22 protein-coding genes are annotated in these 21,552 nt (G+C 40.3%); all 22 read left to right on the top strand.

Going from position 1 to position 21,552, the window contains the following annotated elements:
• Positions 1-49: 49 nt before the first annotated feature.
• A complete protein-coding gene (gene rpsA / locus IEW67_RS02695; RefSeq protein ID WP_188631514.1) occupies positions 50-1,180 on the top strand; it encodes a 30S ribosomal protein S1 in 1,131 nt (376 codons plus the stop codon).
• A 1,012-nt stretch (positions 1,181-2,192) separates the two neighbouring features.
• Entirely contained in the window at positions 2,193-3,503 is a 1,311-nt protein-coding gene (gene der, locus IEW67_RS02690) for a ribosome biogenesis GTPase Der (protein ID WP_188631513.1), read from the top strand.
• A gap of 12 nt (positions 3,504-3,515) precedes the next feature.
• The gene (locus tag IEW67_RS02685) at positions 3,516-4,547 is read left to right on the top strand and encodes an NAD(P)H-dependent glycerol-3-phosphate dehydrogenase (RefSeq protein ID WP_188631512.1); all 1,032 of its coding nucleotides are present in this window, start codon (positions 3,516-3,518) and stop codon (positions 4,545-4,547) included.
• Between the two features lie 63 nt (positions 4,548-4,610).
• Positions 4,611-4,871, top strand: a complete 261-nt coding sequence (locus tag IEW67_RS02680) for a stage VI sporulation protein F (RefSeq protein WP_188631511.1) — start codon at positions 4,611-4,613, stop codon at positions 4,869-4,871.
• Positions 4,872-5,245: 374 nt separating this feature from the next.
• Entirely contained in the window at positions 5,246-5,443 is a 198-nt protein-coding gene (locus IEW67_RS02675; RefSeq protein ID WP_188631510.1) for a DUF2768 family protein, read from the top strand.
• Positions 5,444-5,457: 14 nt separating this feature from the next.
• Complete coding sequence (locus IEW67_RS02670) at positions 5,458-6,177, top strand: YphF family lipoprotein (protein WP_188631509.1); 720 nt, start codon at positions 5,458-5,460, stop codon at positions 6,175-6,177.
• Between the two features lie 205 nt (positions 6,178-6,382).
• Positions 6,383-7,861, top strand: a complete 1,479-nt coding sequence (spoIVA, locus tag IEW67_RS02665) for a stage IV sporulation protein A (RefSeq protein WP_188631508.1) — start codon at positions 6,383-6,385, stop codon at positions 7,859-7,861.
• A gap of 577 nt (positions 7,862-8,438) precedes the next feature.
• Positions 8,439-8,711, top strand: coding sequence for a non-specific DNA-binding protein Hbs (hbs, locus tag IEW67_RS02660; protein ID WP_176447138.1), 273 nt, complete (start codon positions 8,439-8,441; stop codon positions 8,709-8,711).
• Positions 8,712-8,845: 134 nt separating this feature from the next.
• Positions 8,846-9,058, top strand: a complete 213-nt coding sequence (gene mtrB / locus IEW67_RS02655) for a trp RNA-binding attenuation protein MtrB (RefSeq protein ID WP_188631507.1) — start codon at positions 8,846-8,848, stop codon at positions 9,056-9,058.
• A 118-nt stretch (positions 9,059-9,176) separates the two neighbouring features.
• Positions 9,177-9,965, top strand: coding sequence for a heptaprenyl diphosphate synthase component 1 (locus IEW67_RS02650; protein WP_188631506.1), 789 nt, complete (start codon positions 9,177-9,179; stop codon positions 9,963-9,965).
• A gap of 3 nt (positions 9,966-9,968) precedes the next feature.
• Complete coding sequence (locus tag IEW67_RS02645; protein WP_188631505.1) at positions 9,969-10,676, top strand: demethylmenaquinone methyltransferase; 708 nt, start codon at positions 9,969-9,971, stop codon at positions 10,674-10,676.
• Positions 10,677-10,694: 18 nt separating this feature from the next.
• Positions 10,695-11,666: a heptaprenyl diphosphate synthase component II gene (hepT, locus tag IEW67_RS02640; RefSeq protein WP_188631504.1), complete on the top strand. Its 972-nt coding sequence runs from the start codon at positions 10,695-10,697 to the stop codon at positions 11,664-11,666.
• A 78-nt stretch (positions 11,667-11,744) separates the two neighbouring features.
• Positions 11,745-12,191 carry a nucleoside-diphosphate kinase gene (ndk, locus tag IEW67_RS02635; protein ID WP_188631503.1) on the top strand — a complete coding sequence of 149 codons (447 nt, stop codon included), beginning with the start codon at positions 11,745-11,747 and terminating at the stop codon, positions 12,189-12,191.
• A gap of 279 nt (positions 12,192-12,470) precedes the next feature.
• Positions 12,471-13,643 carry a chorismate synthase gene (aroC, locus tag IEW67_RS02630; RefSeq protein ID WP_188631502.1) on the top strand — a complete coding sequence of 391 codons (1,173 nt, stop codon included), beginning with the start codon at positions 12,471-12,473 and terminating at the stop codon, positions 13,641-13,643.
• The gene (aroB, locus tag IEW67_RS02625; RefSeq protein ID WP_188631501.1) at positions 13,643-14,722 is read left to right on the top strand and encodes a 3-dehydroquinate synthase; all 1,080 of its coding nucleotides are present in this window, start codon (positions 13,643-13,645) and stop codon (positions 14,720-14,722) included. Before aroC ends, aroB begins: the two co-directional genes overlap by 1 nt.
• Positions 14,723-14,739: 17 nt before the next feature.
• Complete coding sequence (gene hisC / locus IEW67_RS02620; RefSeq protein ID WP_188631500.1) at positions 14,740-15,846, top strand: histidinol-phosphate transaminase; 1,107 nt, start codon at positions 14,740-14,742, stop codon at positions 15,844-15,846.
• A complete protein-coding gene (locus IEW67_RS02615) occupies positions 15,843-16,943 on the top strand; it encodes a prephenate dehydrogenase (RefSeq protein WP_188631499.1) in 1,101 nt (366 codons plus the stop codon). Before hisC ends, IEW67_RS02615 begins: the two co-directional genes overlap by 4 nt.
• A gap of 22 nt (positions 16,944-16,965) precedes the next feature.
• The gene (aroA, locus tag IEW67_RS02610) at positions 16,966-18,261 is read left to right on the top strand and encodes a 3-phosphoshikimate 1-carboxyvinyltransferase (protein WP_188631498.1); all 1,296 of its coding nucleotides are present in this window, start codon (positions 16,966-16,968) and stop codon (positions 18,259-18,261) included.
• Positions 18,262-18,401: 140 nt separating this feature from the next.
• A complete protein-coding gene (locus IEW67_RS02605; RefSeq protein ID WP_188631497.1) occupies positions 18,402-19,667 on the top strand; it encodes a tetratricopeptide repeat protein in 1,266 nt (421 codons plus the stop codon).
• Positions 19,668-19,707: 40 nt separating this feature from the next.
• Positions 19,708-20,256: a ReoY family proteolytic degradation factor gene (locus IEW67_RS02600; RefSeq protein ID WP_188631496.1), complete on the top strand. Its 549-nt coding sequence runs from the start codon at positions 19,708-19,710 to the stop codon at positions 20,254-20,256.
• Positions 20,257-20,371: 115 nt separating this feature from the next.
• Positions 20,372-20,842: a DUF2487 family protein gene (locus IEW67_RS02595; RefSeq protein WP_188631495.1), complete on the top strand. Its 471-nt coding sequence runs from the start codon at positions 20,372-20,374 to the stop codon at positions 20,840-20,842.
• A gap of 188 nt (positions 20,843-21,030) precedes the next feature.
• Positions 21,031-21,546 carry a QcrA and Rieske domain-containing protein gene (locus IEW67_RS02590; protein WP_188631494.1) on the top strand — a complete coding sequence of 172 codons (516 nt, stop codon included), beginning with the start codon at positions 21,031-21,033 and terminating at the stop codon, positions 21,544-21,546.
• Positions 21,547-21,552 lie beyond the last annotated feature (6 nt).

The raw sequence follows: 21,552 nt of genomic DNA, 5'->3' as shown, positions 1-21,552 counted from the left end.
AAAAGGAAATTTATTTTTTGTTGTTATGTATTTTAAGGAGGGCTATGGTATGAATGAATCCAGCAATGGAATAACGCAATTGAATATAGGAGATATTGTCACAGGAACAGTACTAAAAGTAGAAGATAAACAAGTTCTTGTTGATATTGGTTACAAGACAGAAGGTATTGTTCCGATTGGTGAATTATCAAGTCTTCATATTGAGAAAGCAAGCGATACCGTTGAAGAAGGTGACTCATTGACTCTGTATGTAAAAAAACTGGATGATGATGAAGTCATTCTGTCTAAAAAAGCGGTAGATGCTGAACAAGCCTGGGAAAAACTTGACGAAGCATATCAAAGCGGTAAAGTATTTGAAACTGAAATAAAGGAAATCGTTAAGGGTGGCCTTGTTGCTGATGTCGGTGTACGCGGGTTTATTCCGGCTTCGCTCGTTGAAACTTATTATGTTGAGGACTTCTCGGATTATTTAAATGAGCCGCTTAGTGTCAAAATCGTGGATTTGGATAGAGAGCAAAATCGCATCATCCTATCCCATAAAGATGTGGTCAGAGATGAGTTGAATGCAAAAAAACATGAGGTTCTTCAATCGCTTGAAGAGGGACAAGTACTGGAAGGTACTGTTCAACGCCTGACTAATTTTGGAGTTTTTGTAAACCTTGGCGGCATTGACGGTCTGGTGCATATTTCACAGCTTGCTCATGAACATGTGGAAAAAGCTTCAGATGTTGTCGCAGAGGGTGACTCGATTAAAGTAGAAGTGCTTTCTATTGACAGGGATAATGAACGCATCTCTCTTTCGCGGAAAAAAACACTGCCAGGTCCATGGGCAAATATCGAAGATCGTGTATCACAAGGAGACGTGCTTGAGGGCAAAGTAAAACGACTTGTTAACTTTGGTGCATTTGTTGAAGTCTTCCCTGGTGTCGAGGGATTGGTGCACATTTCACAAATTGCTAACCGTCATATTGGTACACCTCAAGAGGTTCTTGAAATCGGTCAAGAAATAAATGTAAAAGTGTTGGATGTCAATGAACAGGAAGAACGAATCTCATTGAGTATAAAAGAATTAGAACAAGAGAAAGAAGCATCAGAAGTAAAACAATATGAAAAAGATGACGATCAGCCCGGATTTCAAATCGGTGATTTTATCGGTAATGAACTCGATAAATACAAATAGTAATTAGAAAACTTGGCTTATCGCCAAGCTTTAATAGCAAAAGCCTTCGTTGCACGTATGCAGTAAGAAAGAATTTATACTTTCTTACTTGCCGTTGAAAGAGCTCTTTTCGTGATCGAAAAGAGCTCTTTTTTATAATGTCAGGAAATATAAATTATGGATGACCTTATAAAAAACTTCGACACACGTTATAAGACGGGGCTACGCCTATGTTTTTCTAAGAACTGAAAGATAACGACAATCGATAGAAAAACATTGTAAATGATTATAAGAGCACTGCTGCTAAAAGCCTTTTGTTTAAAGCACAGAAAAGGCAGCCATAATGGTAGTGGCTGGAAATATGAGCGGGAACATCAGCAGATGAGCAGAAACATCAGCAAATGAGCGGGAACATCAGCAGATGAGCAGGAACATCAGCAGATGAGCGGGAACATCAGCAGATGAGCGGGAACATCAGCAGATGAGCGGGAACATCAGCAGATGAGCAAGAACATCAGCAGATGAGCGGGAACATCAGCAGATGAGCGGGAATATCAGCAGATGAGCGGGAACATCAGCAGATGAGCAGAAACATCAGCAGAAGAGCAGAAACATCAGCAGAAGAGCAGAAACATCAGCAGATGAGCGGAAACATCAGCAGATGAGCGGGAACTTCACGAGCACCCAAGTGTTTTTCCGAAGCAACTGCTTACGTCAACATGACATCTAATTTGTCACCCATAGATTTTGATGAACAGCCCACAAAACAGCTCAATAAAAAATTGTGGTTAATGCATTCTTTTGCTAAAATTAATAAAGTGTATATCTTGTACTCGAATGTATACACACTACGGTAAAACAGGCTCACTTGGATCCATCCCGATCCTGTTTTATTTTAACGTCAGAAAGTATAAATTTTGAAGACTTTTTAAGAAAACTCTGGTGCTCATAGTTATAAGAGGCTGGATGCCGAGTCATTCTAATGAACACTTACTTAAAAGCATATGAGAGAGACAGAAGAGGAGTTCCTTTCATGAGAAAATCTATTGTAGCAATTGTAGGAAGACCGAATGTAGGAAAATCGACCATATTCAACCGGCTGGTAGGTGAGCGTGTTTCGATTGTAGAAGATACCCCCGGCGTTACGCGTGATCGGATTTATGCGGAGGCTGAGTGGCTGACTACAGCATTCAATGTCATTGATACAGGTGGCATTGAAATGAGTGATGAACCACTGCTTGTGCAAATGCGTCAGCAAGCGGAAATAGCAATAGACGAAGCAGATGTGATTATCTTTTTGGTAAACGGCCGCGAAGGTATAACTGCCGCTGATGAAGAAGTGGCAAAAATCTTATATAAATCCAATAAACCGGTTGTTGTCGCTGTAAATAAAATTGATAATCCGGAAATGCGTAATGAAATTTATGAATATTATGCACTCGGATTTGGAGAGCCATATCCTATTTCAGGAGCTCACGGTCTTGGACTTGGCGACTTGCTGGATACAGTTATCGGATATTTTCCGAAAATGCACGATCAGGAGTCTGATGATGAAACCATTTACTTCAGCGTAATCGGAAGACCCAATGTCGGGAAATCATCACTTGTTAATGCTATGTTAAATGAGGAGCGTGTCATCGTAAGTGAACTGGAAGGCACAACGCGAGATGCGATTGATACCCGGCTGAACAGAGATGATCAGGACTTTGTCATCATTGATACTGCGGGCATGCGTAAACGTGGTAAAGTTTATGAAACAACCGAAAAATATAGTGTTCTTCGCGCATTAAAAGCCATTGAACGTTCCGATGTTGTTCTGGTTTTAATCGATGCTGAAACAGGTATACGTGAACAAGACAAGAAAATAGCCGGTTATGCGCATGAAGCAGGGCGCGGTATTATTATCGCCGTTAACAAGTGGGATACAGTTGAAAAAAACCAAAACACGATGAAAGAATTTGAACAGAAAGTAAGGGCTAATTTCCAATACTTGGATTATGCTCCAATTGTCTTTTTGTCAGCCAAAACCAAGAAGAGATTGCATACCTTAATCCCAGCCATAAAAACAGCCAGTGAAAATCACACAAAACGCGTCCCGACAAACGTATTAAATGATGTCATCATGGATGCACTGGCAATGAACCCAACACCTACAGTTAAGGGAAAACGCCTGAAAGTCCTATACACAACTCAAGTCGCTATCAAACCGCCCAGTTTTGCCGTGTTTGTTAATGATCCCGATTTAATGCATTTTTCATACAAACGGTTTTTAGAAAATCGGATAAGAGATGCATTTGGATTTGTGGGAACACCAATTAAGATCTTTGCCCGGAAACGGCAATAAGGAGGAACAACATTGACTAAAGTAGCAGTATTAGGTGCCGGAAGCTGGGGAACTGCATTAAGTATTGTTCTGGCCGACAACGGACACCATGTCAGATTGTGGACACACCGGCGTGAACAGGCCGAAGCCATTAACCAAACACATGACAATACACAATATCTTGATGCAGACATCCCTGAACAGATCAAGGCTTTCTATTCACTCGAAAAAGCTATTGAAGATGTTTCTGCTGTTATTATCGTTGTACCAACGAAGGCAATTCGTGACGTCTGTTCGGAGCTGGATAAATTACTGAGACAACCTGTAACCATTGTTCATGCAACAAAAGGGATTGAACCGGGGACTTTGAAACGGGTGTCCCAAATGATTGATGAGGAGATGACCGATTACAATTATGAAGACGTTGTTGTATTATCAGGACCAAGTCATGCAGAGGAGGTCGGTAAGCGGCAACCAACAACGGTAACTGTTTCGTCCATTAACAGTGAGAAAGCGGCATTTGCCCAGGACTTGTTCATTAATGAATCGTTTCGAGTATACACAAGCAATGATATGGTTGGAATTGAACTTGGAGGCGCATTAAAGAATATTATTGCTTTGGGTGCAGGTATCTCTAATGGTTTAGGATATGGTGATAATGCAAAAGCGGCCTTGATTACGAGAGGCTTGGCTGAAATTGCCAGACTGGGAGTCTCACTTGGAGCAAGCCCCCTCACCTTTCTGGGGCTGCCGGGTGTCGGTGATTTAATCGTCACATGCACAAGCCCTCACAGCCGTAACTGGCGCGCAGGCAATCTTTTGGGAAAAGGGCAGAAGCTGGATGAAGTTCTTGAACAGATGGGTATGGTTGTAGAGGGCGTGCGAACCACTAAAGCAGCTTATCAGCTTGCCAGGGATCGGCAGATTGAAATGCCAATCACCGAAGGCTTGTATGCAATTCTATTTGACGATAAAAAACCCAAAGATGTTGTCGAACAATTGATGAACCGGAACAAACGGGACGAAATGGATGATATAACGCCATTTCTAAATGAGCATTACTGAATAACACTTAATCGATCACCTTGCATATAATATGTTGAAATGATTATGCAAGGAGGCGAGCATGTGAGTAACTTTCAGGATAATTTGTTTGATAAAGTTCAGCAGAATTCAGATATCAGTCCAAACGACATATATAAAATGGCTGATTCTGTAAAAAATGCTGATTTTTCCGATGAAAAAACAGTTAGAAATCTCGTTCAACGGTTGTCAAAATTAGCGAATAAACCTATTTCCAAAGCAAAAGAAGACAAAATTGTAGAATCAATCACAAAAAGTAATATGCCGGTAGATATGCAGACCTTAAATAAAATGTTTAAAAAGTAAAGGTAACTGGGCAAGTGAGGATACATTGTTTCGTATGCTCGCATAAAATAAATCGCACAAGCATTCATGGATGGAGTTGCTGTGGGTATTATTTAGTCATGCCGGGATGAAGCCAGCCCCCTTCATCCTGGATTTTTTTGCCATTTGATAGACACTAAAGTATTCTCAACGTAGGATTGTATGAAAGTCAGTAAACTGCCAAACAGCTGCTTATACTTTTATTTTAACTTCATAAAGTATAAATTATGAAAGACCTTATAAGAAAAATTTCGGCACTCGCTATGACTCGATGCGAATGCCGAGTTTTTCTAATGTCTCTGCTTCATCTCATGTGTTATAATACGTTAGGTATATTGAATCTAGGAGTGAGCGCTATGTCCGAAAGCATGCTGAATATGTGGATTTCATTTGCCGGCATGGGGTTGTTGCTTCTGGCAATGGGGCTCATATTGCTCAGCAGATATAAATTAAAAGGCATCATATCAATTATTGTAACACTTCTTGCGTACATATCACTCATATTTGGCGCCATTATCATTATGTATATTGTTTTTAGCGGCCCGACCGCATAGAGGAGGGTAGGGGGATGAAGAATACATACATTAAGCTGCTTTGTCCATTACTGATGATATTTCTGCTGACCGGTTGTCTTTTTCCGGATAGTGAATTGTCAAAAAACAAACAGCCGAATGAATCACAGTTGGAAGAAGTGCAAACAGCAGTGGATCAATACCATGAGCAGACTCAAGGGTTACTGCCGATTCAAACCAAGTCCAGTGATACACCTATATTCCAAAAATATTTAGTTGACTTTCAAGTGTTGAAAGAGCAGAACATCATGACTGAAATTCCCGGTACTGCCTATCAAAACGGGGGAATTTATCAATACACGATTATTACGCCGGAAGATAATCCACGCGTGAAACTGATTGACTTAAGGGTATCAGATGCCATCAGAGAAGTTTCTGTAAAGCTTAACGCCTATCGCAATGAACATATTTATCCACCCTTTGGTAAAGAGATAGCAGAAGGTATTTTCCGGGTAGATCACGAAAAATTAGGGCTCGAATCCCCCCCTCATATTGAAAGTCCTTATTCCAAGGAAAACCTTCCAATCATTATGGATACAGAAGGAAACCTTTATGTTGATTATCGAATTGATTTAACAAGGGCACTCAAGGAGTATGAAGATGATTTTGAAGAAGGGGATGACATCCGGTACCTGTTAGCGGAAAATACGCCGTTTGCCCCAGTCTATTCGCTTCCATATACCATTAAGGATGGGGAGCCCGTTTTCGATCAATAAAATTGATCATCATAATCATAATAAATCCCTTGCAACATATATTATGTTGCAAGGGATTTATTGCTTTTTATAAAAGTTTATGTATTCTTTTTATCTCATGCAGGAATAATTAAGTCATAATTTGATAGGACAACATCATAGACTTGTAATGTCAATAATTCGCAGCGTGTTTTTGATTTTGAAAAGGAGATCGGGAGGGGATCGTTTGGAGAGAGTTGATATTTTCAACGATATTTCAAAACGGACGAATGGAGATATTTATCTTGGTATTGTAGGGGCTGTACGCACAGGAAAATCAACGTTTATTAAGCACTTTATGGAACTGGGCGTTCTGCCGAATATTATGGACGAAAGTGAACGCGGTAGAGCTCAGGATGAATTGCCTCAAAGTGCAGCCGGAAAAACAATTATGACAACTGAACCTAAGTTTATTCCGAATCAGGCTGTATCAATGCATGTTGATGAAGGACTTGATGTCAATGTCCGTCTTGTGGATTGTGTCGGATATGCAGTTGAAAGTGCTAAAGGGTTTGAAGATGAAAATGGACCAAGGATGATTAATACACCATGGTATGAAGATCCAATACCGTTCCACGATGCAGCTGAAATTGGAACAAGAAAAGTCATTCAAGAGCACTCAACCATTGGTGTTGTTGTGACAACTGATGGAACTTTTGGGGAGATAACGCGATCTGATTATCAAGAACCGGAAGAAAAAATTGTAGAAGAAATGAAAGAAGTTGGTAAACCGTTTATTTTAGTCATTAACTCAGCGCGTCCGACCAGTCAGGAAACAGAATTATTGCGTCAGGAACTCATAGAGAAATATGACATACCTGTATTGGCCATGAATGTGGAAACAATGACTGAACATGATGTTTACAACGTCATGCGTGAAGCTCTATATGAATTTCCTGTACTGGAAGTCAATGTCAACCTCCCAAGCTGGGTAATGGTGCTTAATGAAGAACATTGGCTGCAGCGAAATTATCAGGAAGCTATTCAATCAACGGTTAAAAATATCAGACGGCTCAGGGATGTCGATCATATAGTGGGGCATTTCGCTGACTATGATTATATTGATAAAGCCAATATTGCCGGTATTGAAATGGGTGACGGGATAGCTGAAATAGACTTGCATGCTCCAGATTATTTGTATGATGACGTACTGAAAGAAATTGTCGGTGAAGAAATCAGGGGAAAGGATCATTTGCTGGAGCTTATGCAAAATTTTGCACATGCGAAGCGGGAATATGATCAAGTATCCGGTGCCTTACAAATGGTTAAACAAACCGGTTACGGAATTGCAGCACCTACACTGGAAGATATGAAATTGGACGAACCGGAAATCATCCGACAAGGGTCCCGGTTTGGCGTCAGACTTAAAGCCATTGCTCCGTCCATTCATATGATAAAAGTTGAAGTTGAGTCTGAGTTTGCGCCTATTATCGGCACAGAAAAACAAAGTGAAGAATTAGTAAGATATCTGATGCAGGATTTTGAAGAAGATCCACTGTCCATATGGGAATCCGATATTTTTGGAAGATCGTTAAGTTCTATTGTCCGGGAAGGAATACAGGCGAAGATATCACTGATGCCGGAAAACGCACGATATAAATTAAAGGATACATTGGAACGGATAATTAATGAAGGGTCCGGTGGATTAATAGCCATTATTTTATAGCAGCTATAACCTAGTTGCTATTTTTTTGTTTAATAATGGTTAGAAAACTCGGCTTTCGCCGCGTCTTATAGCGAAAGCTGGAGTTTTCTTATAGTGCGTGTTTAAAAAGGAGGATAAAAAGGACCAAGAAGTTCGAGGCGGCGCAGTTTCGAGCAGCGGAGAAACAAGCCAACGAAGAAATTCAAAGTGTCATTTTTACTGGACTTTTTGAACAACCTCTTATAAGATCATCCATGATTTATCCTTTCGATGTTAGAATAATAATATAAATTTTTTCTTTCAAAGGCAGGAGAATAGGCTTTTATGTCGTATACTATAATTAGTAACATGTTGATAATATTATAACTTTTCAATCAATTATTACCACAATTATGGGAAATTCTAGCCAAAAATGAATAAAAACCCGATAAATTAGGTGTTTAATGTTGAATTTTGTTCCAATCTCGTTTAATATAAGCCTTGTCATCAACGATTTTGGTGATGTTAAGTATAGAAACAGGCAATTTGGGAACAAATGATTGTAGGCTAACAATTTGTTCCAATGTCGTTGGAGACACTTCGGGAGGAGGTGAATATCATGAATAAAACAGACTTGGTAAATGCTGTTGCAGAAAAAAGCGACCTTTCCAAAAAAGATGCTACAAAAGCTGTAGATGCAGTTTTCGAATCTGTCATGGATTCACTTAAAAATGGTGAAAAAGTTCAGCTTATTGGATTTGGGAACTTTGAAGTACGCGAACGTTCTGAACGCAAAGGACGCAACCCGCAAACAGGGGAAGAAATCAAAATCCCTGCAAGTAAAGTTCCTGCATTCAAACCAGGAAAAGCCCTTAAAGAAAGTGTTAAATAATAGCTTCTTACATAGGGCTAATATGAAAAGAGCACGTGATTGCGTGCTCTTTTTTTCAATTTACATACCTATGGCAAATTAAGCTATTATACAAGCAAAGGATTGTTGACAAAAATAATTGGAAGGGTGTTCTTATGGAGCAGAATGATTTTTTTGTCATTAAAGCTTTAGAAAATGGCGTGAATGTTATTGGATTGACCCGGGGATCGGATACTCGATTCCATCATTCAGAAAAATTGGATGAAAATGAAGTAATGATTGCGCAATTTACGGAACATACCTCAGCGGTAAAAGTCAGGGGAAAAGCTGTTATACAGACCAGTCATGGTGAAATCAACAATGATTAAAAAGAGTGCTCAAGCTTATTCCATATGTGGAGCTCGTTTATAGTTATGGAACCTGAACCGATTATGCTATAATAACAATATGATTTTGGAATGGATGAAAGGGTACAGGTGGTTTGTTTTGCAAACATCCAGTATGGAAATAAACAGGCTTAAGTCTTTAATTAAAGAAAAAATGAATCATGCCTATATCGAACAATATGTGAAGACACCTGCTTTAAATGAAGATAAGTTATATATTTTGATCTTCATTTTAAATAATACGGCTTTATCAGAATATAAAAAGGAACGATACATTGTAACAGCAATGCTTGTCCAAATGGCATTGGATACACATGATTTAGTCCCGGAATCAGATGATATACCGGCAGAGGAAACGCATGACAAATCAAAACAATTGGCGGTGCTGGCAGGGGATTACTACAGTGGATTATATTATTATCTCCTTTCCGAAATAGAAGAGGTCAGAATGATTCAGGTTCTGGCTACGGCAATCAGGGATATTAATGAATGCAAAATGCAATTATATTATCAAGAAAATCATTCATTTGAAACGTTTATCCATGTCTTTAAACAAATAAACACGCTGTTGATCACCAGGATTGCTGCGTATACAAATGAATCAGACATTGGTGGCATTGCAGCCGACTGGTTGATTTTGAAAAAGTTAATCAACATAAGAAACAGGAACGGGGATTCGAGTCTGGAAGCGGCTTTGGGATTCTGGGCCACAAAAATCCCTGCTAACAACCATAAGGAAGCTCTTTATGCCATTGACTCGTTTATCCAAACAGAAGCACCAAAGATTGAGAAGTATTTTGCTCATTTTCCGGCAAAACTTTCAGCCACGAAAAGTTGGATGACAAATGCCTTGAATAAGAATAATAATTCAATGGCGGAAGAAGGGTGATCTATGGCGCAACAATCCAAAGAGGAACGGGTTCATCACGTTTTCGAAAAAATATACCGTCAATACGACTCCATGAATTCAATCATATCTTTTCAACGTCATAAAGCATGGCGAAAAAATGTTATGAAGCATATGGCTGTTGAAGAAGGTTCTGCAGCACTTGATGTGTGCTGCGGCACCGGTGACTGGTCACTCTCACTTGCTGAAGCAGCAGGCAGCACCGGGGAAGTAATCGGACTTGATTTCAGTAACAATATGCTCTCGGTTGCACAAAAAAAATCGAAGTCGTTACAATACAAACAGCTGTCTTTTATTCAGGGAAATGCAATGGAACTGCCATTTGATGATAATTCATTCGACTATGTTACAATCGGTTTTGGTTTGCGTAATGTCCCTGACTATATGACAGTGCTAAACGAAATGTATCGGGTCGTTAAACCGGGGGGGGAAGCAGTATGTCTTGAAACATCACAGCCGACGATGATTGGATTTCGTCAAGGCTACTATTTATATTTCCGCTTTATCATGCCTTTATTGGGAAAAATATTTGCCAAAAGCTATAAAGAATATGCTTGGTTGCATGAATCAGCAAAGAATTTCCCCAATAAACAACAACTTAAACAAATGTTTTATTCAGCCGGTTTTTCCCGCGTAAACGTAAAACAATATACAGGCGGTGTAGCTGCCATGCATATGGGTACAAAAGAATGACGATAAAAGGTGACATGCATGAAACTAACGAAAACCTACGGGCATCTGAAAAAAGAACTGGATATCATTGAACACGCGTTAACTGAGGCAATCCAGTCCGATCACGAAATTTTGCGTGAATCTTCCACAAGACTGCTGCAGGCAGGGGGAAAAAGAATCCGCCCTGTTTTTGTCTTGTTATGCGGCCAGTTTGGAAATTTCAACATGGATCGGATGAAAGCAGTTGCTGTATCACTTGAGTTGATACACATGGCGTCACTGGTGCATGATGATGTGATTGATGATGCCCCATTACGTCGCGGGAAACCTACCATCAAACAGTTATATGATAACCGGGTTGCGATGTATACCGGGGATTTCATTTTAGCCCGGGCCCTTGAAAGTATTACAACACTCTCAAATCCATCAGCACACCGTGTCCTCTCCAAGACAATGGTTCAACTCTCTGCAGGTGAAATTGAGCAGATTAAAGACAAGTATAATTGGGATCAGAATTTACGTGATTATTTACGCAGGATTAAACGAAAGACTGCCTTATTAATAGCCACCAGTTGTAAATTAGGGGCCATTGCTTCAGAAGTTTCGGAACATACTGCCCAAAAATTATTCCGTTACGGCTATTATATCGGTATGTCCTATCAGATTATCGATGACATCCTTGACTTCACAGCTTCTGAGACGGAATTGGGCAAGCCGGCGGGAAATGATTTACTGCAGGGGAATGTTACACTGCCTGTCTTGTTCGCTATGAAAGATACATTGTTTTATAAACGCTTAAAAGATACATTTTCCGATCCGGAAGAAGTGACCGAGCGTGATATGAATCAAATTATTGCAGAACTAAAAAAGACTGATGCTATTTCCCAATCATATCGTGTCAGTGATCATTATCTGCAAAAGGCATTAAATGAACTTAGTGACATACCAGATCATAAAGCAAAACACACGCTCCAAAGTATAGCAAAGTATATTGGGAAAAGACGATCATAGAATGATTGTTATTCGAATGAATATTTGATAAAATTTTAACGGTTAATGACACAAATACATATAAAAGAGGTGCAGAGAATGGAACAAACATTTTTAATGGTAAAACCAGACGGTATCCAGCGTAATTTGACAGGTGAAATTATAAATCGATTTGAACGCAAGGGTTTCAAATTGGCCGGTGCCAAATTAATGCAAATAACTGATGAACTGGCTAAAACGCATTATGGTGAACATAAAGATAAGCCATTTTTTGGTGAATTGGTTGAATTTATCACGTCAGGTCCTGTTTTAGCCATGGTTTTTGAAGGTGAAAATGTGATATTGACAGCCCGCGATATGATGGGGAAAACAAATCCACTTGAGGCAGCTCCCGGAACAATTCGTGGTGATTATGGCATGACAGTTGAAAAAAATATAATCCATGGTTCTGATTCACCGGAAAGTGCAGAAAAAGAAATCAGTCTTTTCTTCAACAGCAGCGAAATTCTGGATTATTCCAAACAGGACCGTGAATGGATTTATTAAAGTATTGCAATCCTGATGATTACTTCCATTAGAAAAACTCGGTATTCGTCTCGTTTTATAGCGAATACCGAAGTTTTTCTAATAAGGGCATCCATAATTTATATTTTTTGACGTTATGAAATAAGAGCCTCCGTTTTATACGGGGGTTTTTGTATATACGTAAGGACACTTTAACCCTTACAAAGTTTCAAATTTTCTCAAAGTACAACAAAAAATACATAATTTATGATATAGTAATACAAATAATTAAAGGATTTATTTTGTAAAGGAGGATGTACCATGCGCTACTTGACAGCAGGAGAATCACATGGAAAACAATTAACAACGATTATTGAGGGTATCCCATCAAACATGCCACTGTTACAGGAGGATATTAATCAGTCACTCATCCGGAGACAAAAAGGACATGGCCGCGGCAAGCGAATGCAAATTGAAAAGGATATGGCGGAAATTACCAGCGGTGTCCGGCATGGTTATACATTAGGCTCCCCTATTGCATTGGTTATACATAACGACGATTTCAAACATTGGGCAGATATAATGGGGGAACATCCGATTCATGAAGGAGCCGAAAGGAAATTAAGACGTACTGTCTCGCGGCCAAGACCGGGGCATGCTGATCTGAATGGCGCCTTAAAATACGGCCACAGGGATATGCGCAACGTCTTGGAACGGTCTTCTGCAAGAGAAACCGCCGCTCGTGTCGCTGCCGGATCTGTTGCTAAAATACTGCTGAGACAACTCGGTATTGAAGTGTCCGGTTATGTCAAGGAAATAGGTGGTATAATTGCTGACGATCAGCCCGCATTCACCATGACAGAACGGCAGCAGGTATCTGAAGAATCACCGGTCCGAACATTGGATAAAGCAGTCGAACAGGATATGATGGATGCTATTGATCAGGCTAAAAAAGATGGCGATTCCATTGGCGGTGTTGCCGAGGTGTATGTGGAAGGGGTGCCGGCAGGTGTCGGGTCATACGCACAGTACGATCGTAAACTGGACAGCAGAATAGCAGGCAGTGTCGTCAGCATCAACGCTTTTAAGGGTGTTGAGTTCGGTCTCGGGTTTAAAGCGGCTCGGAAAAACGGAAGTGAAGTACATGATGAGATTGCCTGGGATGAAACGAATGGCTACTACCGGGAAACCAATCGTCTTGGCGGATTTGAAGGCGGTATGACAACCGGAATGCCCATTGTCGTCAAAGGTGTTATGAAGCCAATACCGACGCTTTATAAGCCGCTTAAAAGTGTCGATATTGAATCAAAAGAATCGTTCAACGCAAGTATTGAACGTTCAGATTCCTGTGCTGTTCCTGCTGCGTCGGTTGTGATGGAACATATTGTCGCCTTTGAAGTAGCAAAAGCCATGACAGAACAATTTCCGAGTGATCAATTCCCAAAACTTAAACAGACAATCGATGATTACCGGGAAGAAATAAGGTGTTTCTGATGAAGGAAACAACTATAAAAGCAGCATCTCATTCCTATCCGGTCTATATCGGAGAAAACCTTCGCCATCAGACAGCTCAGTATTTTCATAAAGATTATTCATCCATTTTAATCATTACAGATGAAACCGTTGCTGACTGTTATTTGTCGGATGTTAAGAACAGCCTTGCACATGAAAATGTCTTTTCCTACGTGATTCAGGCTGGTGAGAAGGCCAAAAGCATTGATACATTCTACCAGCTTCACACACAAGCGATTGAATGCGGTCTTGACAGACAATCGCTTATGATAGCGCTCGGAGGTGGGGTTGTTGGGGATGTTGCCGGTTTTGCCGCTGCTACTTTCATGCGCGGAATTGATTTCATTCAAATGCCGACAACCATCCTTGCACATGACAGTAGTGTTGGCGGCAAAGTCGCCATTAATCATGAGCAAGGAAAAAACATGATCGGAAGCTTTTATGCACCAGCTGGGGTTATTTATGACGTTCAGACGCTGCATTCATTACCTGATCACGAAATCAGATCGGGATACGCTGAATTATTGAAAGAAGCCCTGCTGGCAGACGTAGATTTATATCAGTTATTAATTAGCAATGATCTTTCGGTATTATCAAGTCAGGATCTCTCCTATAAGTTGCAGAGGGGCATCGAGATCAAAGCAGGAATTGTAGAGATCGATGAACGCGAATCAGGTATACGAAAACATCTGAACCTGGGCCACACTTTAGGGCATGCTTTGGAATCACTGCTTGGCTACGGATACCAGACACACGGTGAATTAGTAGCACTGGGGTTATTATTTGCTTTCAGGGTAAGTGAAAAGAAATTTACGCCGGAACTCCCTTTTGAACAGCTTTACACATGGCTTAAACGGAACGGGTATCCATTAAATATGCCATTTATTAAACCGGAAGAAATTTTAGCAAAAATGAAGAAAGATAAAAAAACATTGCGGACTGAAATTCAAATGGTACTTTTAAAGAGTATGGCCCAGCCAGTCTTAATGGAAATAAATGATGAGTCCTTATTAGAGTATTTAGAGGACTTTCAGACAGAACTTGCACAAAGAAATTCATGAATGGGGGACAGTGCGGAATGACAAGCAAACAAATTTTAAAAGAGATGACACCTTATCAGCCTGGTAAGCAGACTGAAGAAGTGAAAAGAGAATATGGGCTAAACCGTATTGTCAAATTGGCATCAAATGAAAACCCCTTTGGTTATTCCGGGAAAGTGGATGATTACCTTTCCGAACACAGCCTTTCTCTTAATATTTATCCTGATGGCTATACCTCGGAACTGCGAATGGCTCTTTCCAATAAGTTAAAGGTATCTGAGGATCAGCTGATCTTTGGGAATGGAACAGATGAAGTCGTGCAAACCATAGGCCGTGCTTACTTATATCCTGGTGTCAATACGATCATGGCAACGCCAACATTCCCACAATATAAACATAACGCTCTTATTGAAGGTGCTGAAGTCAAAGAAGTACCGACGATAAACGGTTATCACAATCTTTCGGGAATGCTTGAGACAATGGACGATCGTACAAATGTTGTATGGTTGTGTTCACCAAACAACCCGACAGGAAGCCTTATCCCGCGCGATGATTTTTACGATTTCATGGAAAAATGTCCGTCAGATGTCCTGGTGGTATTGGATGAAGCATATTTTGAATATGCTGATGGCCACAAGCAGCCGAATGCTTTACAATATTTAAACCAATACAAAAATTTAATTGTTCTACGTACGTTTTCCAAAGCCTATGGACTTGCAGGGCTGCGGATTGGCTACGGCATAGCCAACCAGGATATTATACAAAGGTTGGACGTTGTCAGAGGACCGTTCAATACATCATCAGTCGCCCAAAAGGCGGCATTGCTGGCCCTTGAGGATGACAAATTTATTTACGATTCAATTACACGTAATCACACTATAAAACATTCATTTGAAAAATTCCTGAATTCAATCGACTGGCATTTCTATGATTCCCAGACAAACTTTTTGCTTGTCTCCACGCCGCTAAGTAGTGAAAAAATGTTCTTGTATCTACAGGAACATGGATTTATTGTTCGCCCGGGTGAAAGTTTTGGATTCCCTGAAACTATCCGGATTACAATCGGCACTGAATCGGACATGCAGGAGTTGCAGAAAATTTTGTACCAGCTGAATCAGAAAGTAAACGAGGGGTTACTGACGTGAGAACAACGATTACAATGATTGGCCTTGGCTTGATTGGTGGTTCTTTAGCCAAGAGTCTTTATGCATCCGAAGATAATTATATTATTGGCTGTGACATAAACCCCAAAACACTTGAATTTGCATTGATGAACGAAATCATTGATGAAGCCAGTTCAAATGTGACGGAAGCGGCCAAAAAAGCTGATTTCATTATTTTAGGAACTCCAATTACCGAAACACTTGAATTTTTGGACCAGCTGGATAACATCACATTCGAGCAAAAAGTGATTGTTACAGATGTGTCCTCTGTAAAGAAGACAGTCCTTGATAAAGCAAACACATTAACAAATCAGAACATACGATTTATCGGCGGTCATCCTATGGCAGGATCGCATAAGAGAGGAATCAAGGCTGCAAAGGCCCACTTGTTTGAAAATGCTATTTATGTACTGTCTCCAGCCAAAAATTGCCCGTCATCAGCAGCTGAAGCTCTGGAAAACCTGTTAACCGATACAAAAAGCCATATCATCAAATTAAAAGCTGATGAACATGATGAAATGACGGGCGTCATTTCACATTTTCCACATTTGATTGCTTCTGCGCTTGTAAGGCAGGCAATGAAATGGGGGGAGACATACCAATTCATCCCAAAACTTGCTGCGGGTGGCTTCCGGGACGTTACGCGAATAGCATCCGGTAACCCGGAGCTGTGGCAGGATATCTTTTATCATAATAAAGAGAAAATGGTACGGATGATTGACGATTGGACAAATGAAATGGCATCCCTAAAATATATGCTTCAAACTGATGGCAAATCGGAGCTTACGGCTTATTTGAAACAAGCTAAAGATTTCAGGGACGGATTAGGAACAAAGGAAAAAGGTGCTTTTCCGGCTTTTTATGATTTGTACGTTGATATCCGCGACCAGACAGGTGCCATTGCTTCAGTGGCAAATATCCTGGCAGGCGAAGGAATCAGTATCACCAACATAAGAATCCTGGAAATACGCGAGGGCATCACCGGAGTACTACGACTGAGCGTGTCCAGTAAAGATGAGCAAATAAAAAGCTATCAGGTGTTGCAACAGTATGGTTATGATTTAATGCTTGAAGAATAGGCAAACAAAGAGGTGATTCCTGTTGAAAGAGGTAACATTGAGACCTTCATCAGCACCATTGAGAGGGCAATTACATGTGCCCGGGGATAAATCAATATCTCACAGGGCGGTCATACTGGGTGCTCTTGCAAAAGGAACGACAAACATCACGAATTTTTTAAACGGTGAAGATTGTTTACGGACAGTGGAAGCTTTTAAACAGTTCGGCGTATCTATTGAGCATGAGAGAAACTCACTTAAAATAGACAGTCATGGTCCCGGATATTTTACTGAACCTAAAGAACCCCTTTATTTCGGCAATTCCGGCACCACCGCCAGACTAATGTTGGGTGTTCTGGCCGGACTACCACTTTTTACGTCCGTTTACGGGGATAATTCCCTGACGAAACGTCCGATGGATCGTGTGGTTGCCCCCCTTAAGCAAATGGGAGCACAATTTGACGGTCGTTCAAAGGGCTCATTCTTGCCAATGGCGATAAGGGGCGGAGATATTAAGAGCATTGACTATACACTGCCGGTTAAAAGTGCACAAGTTAAATCTGCAGTGCTTCTAGCAGGATTGCTGTCTGAAGGCGTGACAACAGTAACCGAAAAGACCACTTCAAGGAATCATTCGGAAAATATGCTCCAAGCGTTTGGAGCTGATATAGTCAGTGAAAATCAACAAATCCGTATTACAAACCAACAATCGCTAAATGGAATTGATGTTTACGTACCAGGCGACATTTCGTCAGCGGCATTCTTTATGACGGCTGCCGCGATTGTCCCGGGGAGTCGATTGACACTAACAAATATAGGACTGAATGGCAGCCGGACAGGCATCATTGAGGTCCTGCAGGAGATGGGAGCAGCGGTTGAAATCACGAATAAACAAACCACTGGCGGCGAAGCATTCGGGGATGTTATCATCTCTTCCCAAAAGCTTAAGGGAGTGATCATAGAGGGGGACATTATTCCACGATTGATTGATGAAATCCCGATTATTGCGTTAGCGGCCACTCAGGCTGAAGGCGAAACGATTATCCGGGATGCATCAGAACTAAAATTTAAGGAAACAGATCGCATCAGAGCAGTGGTAGACGGATTGACTCGTCTCGGTGCCAGCGTTAAATCAACCGAAGATGGAATGGTTATTAACGGGGGTTCCGTCCTAACCGGCGGAAGAGTAGCAGCATATAATGACCACCGGATTGCAATGATGCATGCCATTGCATCTTTAATCACCAAACAAAACGTGATTATTGATGATATTTCTTCAATTGCAATTTCTTATCCTGACTTCTTTGAGCATTTAAACAGCATAACCGACAAAGGATAAAAAGGATAAAGAGGAATCTGTTAAAAACAGGTTCCTTTTTACAGAAGCATCTTTTAGTTTTCATTCTTGAATAAATAAATTGTTTTCGATATGATGAAATAATCAGTAGATATGTACGCAGAAGCGAAAGGATGTTCTTAATGGACAGCACAATTATGGAAGCCGTTCATCTCATGGAGGCAAAGGAGACAAACAAAGCCATTGCACTCCTTGAAGATTATCTGCCTAAAGCTGATGATGAAGATAAATTCACTATAGCTGAATTATATGTTCAGTGGGGCTTTTTAACAGAAGCAATTGATATTTTAGAGGAATTATCAAATCGTTTCCCGAAAGAAAGTGAAATAAAAATAATGCTGGCAGACGTTTATATTGAACAGGACAACGATGGAGAAGCTATAAACCTACTTAATGAAATTGAGGAAGATGACCCGGCTTATGTCCAAACACTCATGCAATTGGCGGATTTATATCAAGCTCAGGGATTATTTGAAGTAGCCGAACAAAAATTACTAACAGCTAAGAATTTTGAACCGAATGAGGCGATTATTGACTTTGCACTGGGAGAATTGCTCTTTTCAAACGGGGATTACCGGCAGGCGATAACGTATTATGAAAAAATACTACCTATTGAAAAAGAAATCGCTAATGTCTCAATAAACGACCGGCTGGCAGAAGCATATGCGGCATCCGGAGAGTATGAAATTGCCCTTGAGACCTATCAAAGTATTGACAGTGAAGATCCGGACACGTTATTCAAATACGGTTTTACAGCCTTACATGCAGGTCGCCGCGATATTGCGATACAGGCGTGGAAACATGTGATTGAACAGGATATGTATTATCACACCGCATATTATCAACTGGCAAAAGCTTACGAAGCCGAAGAAATGATCAACGAGGCATATGAAACTGCCAAACAAGGAATCCAAATTGATGAATTTAATAAAGAATTGTTTTTTTTCGCAGGTTCAATGGCACACCAATTAAATCAGGAAGAAGAAAGTGAAAAATGGGTTCGTGAAGCGGTCACTCTTGATCCGGACTATAAGGAGGCCGTTCTATTTTTAATTGAATTGTTTAAACAACGGGAAAAAGAAGATAATATTATTGATCTGATTAATGATATTAAAAAAATGGGCGCCAATGATCCGCTTTATGAATGGGAACTTGCCCGCGCGTATAATGAACTGGAGTCGTACAACAATGCATTAAAACATTACCAGGAAGCATATAATAGCCTCAAACAGGATAGTGATTTCCTGAAAGAATACGGCTATTTCCTGACAGAGGAAGGGAGGATCGATAACGCGATCCAAATCTTTAAAGCATACTTAGATCTGCAGCCCATGGACCCTGAAATTGAGGCATTTGTGCAACGATTAAAACATCCCGAAGATATATAGATTACATGCACGTTATATTAAAAGGAGGCTCGTTACATCAATGCAAACTCCCGTATCCGTAAAGGACAAGAAAAGTTTTATTCAATGGTTCTTAAACAATTACCAGTTAAAAAAACGGGAAAGTGTGTGGATCCTCAACTACATTGTCAACCATCATAAATTGCTGTCAAATGTTCATTTTGTCCGCCAAGCTAAATTTTGTCCGCGTGGCTTAATCATGACCAGTACCTGTACCGATGAAGTACCGTTTCGCTTTTATAAAGAACATTTAGTGACCACCGATGCCGAAAAAACCTTTCATGATATTCGTATGAACCAGTATGAATCCCTATATATTCAGTTGAATTTTAACAAATCCTACCAAAATGTATTTTATGCAGCGGTGCTCGTTGAAAACCCGTTCATTCCGGATGAATACTTCATAACTGAAGCAGATCAGAACATGGCAAAACAATTATTGGATAAGACAATTTATAATTATAGGCGCCGATCTCTCCGGGAAAAAATCGACAATGCCTTAGATGAACGAGACCGTAAAGCATTTACCGAATTGTCCGAACAACTGTATACATTGGAACAAAAGAAATGAAATTAGCCTTATTGACCTGATTAACAGGTTGATTTTTTTTGTTTCATTGGGATAACATATAAATTATATAATATTTTTCTTTTTTGGGAATAGACAGGAGGAAAGATAGCACACTATGAAATGGACAAAACAGGATTTACAGCAATATGTCCAAGCAAAAGAGTATATTGATACCATTATTTTGCCTTTAATACCCTTTCATTTTTTAACTGACTCAAGCCTCGAAAAGGACGCGTTCCAGCGTGAGGTTTTATCAGTCTTTATCCGCGAACTTGAAAAGGAAATAACCGGCAGGGTTATGCTGTGCCCGGACTACAATTATTTGAAATCAGCCGATAAAAAAACTGAGGTTGTTCGAATCAATTCATGGGTTGAAAATATAAGGTCTCAGCCATTTGATCACTTCTTTTTCATAACAGCTGATTCCGGTTGGAAGAAATTTGATCAAGCCATGCAAGGGACTTTAATCTGGAATCCGCATATCGTAACAGAATCAATGCAGGCCAGGGAAAAACAATCGGTTGTTCACAGTCAGGTTCAGCAAGTGGGTGAGCTGATACGTTCGTATTGGCAAGATGACAAATAACAAAGTTATAGATGGTGGGGAATATATTTGTCGGATTCATCACAAAATGAAATCGTTTGATGTCCTTCCAGTGAAAGAGCAAATGGATTTATATTGACCCGTTCAACAGATTGCGCTATCATGGTATTGTCCTAGTAATCTGATTTAATAAACTTGTCCGTGAAAAATGTATAGAGGGGGGGAAAATCATGAGCAAAGACAAACAACCAGTATCGCGTCGACAATTTTTGAACTATACGCTTACAGGTGCAGGAGGTTTTATGGCAGCCGGTTTATTAATTTCGCCATTGAGGATGGCAATTGATCCCGTCCTTCAGAAAGAAGAGTCACAAGGTGATTTCACCAACGTTCAGCTGGCTGAAGAAGATCTTACAAATGAGCCCCAGCGTGTGGACTGGGAAGTCGAACAAATTGACGGCTGGTATGAATCCAAAGTCAGCAAAACGGCATGGGTTTATAAAGATGACAATGGTGAAATAGTGGCACTTTCCCCAATTTGTAAGCACCTTGGCTGTGTTGTTTCATGGGAAGGCAGTGATGATTATCCAAATCAATTTTACTGCCCATGTCATGACGGACGCTATTATAAAGATGGCGAGAATGTCCCGGGTACGCCGCCAACTGCAGGACTCGATATTTATGAACACAAAGTTGAAAACGGAATGCTGTACCTTGGTAAAGCACAACTGAGAGAGGAGTTGTAAGGGTTA

The organism is Lentibacillus kapialis, from assembly GCF_014646635.1.
In the GTDB taxonomy this organism is placed as follows: Bacteria; Bacillota; Bacilli; order Bacillales; family Amphibacillaceae; genus Lentibacillus; species Lentibacillus kapialis.
This window is presented reverse-complemented; position numbering and strand designations above follow the sequence as displayed.

Coding starts and splice junctions, on each gene's coding strand:
- hepT (WP_188631504.1), top strand. CDS start 10,695: ATGAAACTAACGAAAACCTACGGGCATCTGAAAAAAGAACTGGATATC.
- rpsA (WP_188631514.1), top strand. CDS start 50: ATGAATGAATCCAGCAATGGAATAACGCAATTGAATATAGGAGATATT.
- der (WP_188631513.1), top strand. CDS start 2,193: ATGAGAAAATCTATTGTAGCAATTGTAGGAAGACCGAATGTAGGAAAA.
- aroC (WP_188631502.1), top strand. CDS start 12,471: ATGCGCTACTTGACAGCAGGAGAATCACATGGAAAACAATTAACAACG.
- hisC (WP_188631500.1), top strand. CDS start 14,740: ATGACAAGCAAACAAATTTTAAAAGAGATGACACCTTATCAGCCTGGT.
- IEW67_RS02595 (WP_188631495.1), top strand. CDS start 20,372: ATGAAATGGACAAAACAGGATTTACAGCAATATGTCCAAGCAAAAGAG.
- IEW67_RS02670 (WP_188631509.1), top strand. CDS start 5,458: ATGAAGAATACATACATTAAGCTGCTTTGTCCATTACTGATGATATTT.
- IEW67_RS02590 (WP_188631494.1), top strand. CDS start 21,031: ATGAGCAAAGACAAACAACCAGTATCGCGTCGACAATTTTTGAACTAT.
- IEW67_RS02605 (WP_188631497.1), top strand. CDS start 18,402: ATGGACAGCACAATTATGGAAGCCGTTCATCTCATGGAGGCAAAGGAG.
- IEW67_RS02600 (WP_188631496.1), top strand. CDS start 19,708: ATGCAAACTCCCGTATCCGTAAAGGACAAGAAAAGTTTTATTCAATGG.
- hbs (WP_176447138.1), top strand. CDS start 8,439: ATGAATAAAACAGACTTGGTAAATGCTGTTGCAGAAAAAAGCGACCTT.
- IEW67_RS02645 (WP_188631505.1), top strand. CDS start 9,969: ATGGCGCAACAATCCAAAGAGGAACGGGTTCATCACGTTTTCGAAAAA.
- ndk (WP_188631503.1), top strand. CDS start 11,745: ATGGAACAAACATTTTTAATGGTAAAACCAGACGGTATCCAGCGTAAT.
- aroB (WP_188631501.1), top strand. CDS start 13,643: ATGAAGGAAACAACTATAAAAGCAGCATCTCATTCCTATCCGGTCTAT.
- IEW67_RS02675 (WP_188631510.1), top strand. CDS start 5,246: ATGTCCGAAAGCATGCTGAATATGTGGATTTCATTTGCCGGCATGGGG.
- mtrB (WP_188631507.1), top strand. CDS start 8,846: ATGGAGCAGAATGATTTTTTTGTCATTAAAGCTTTAGAAAATGGCGTG.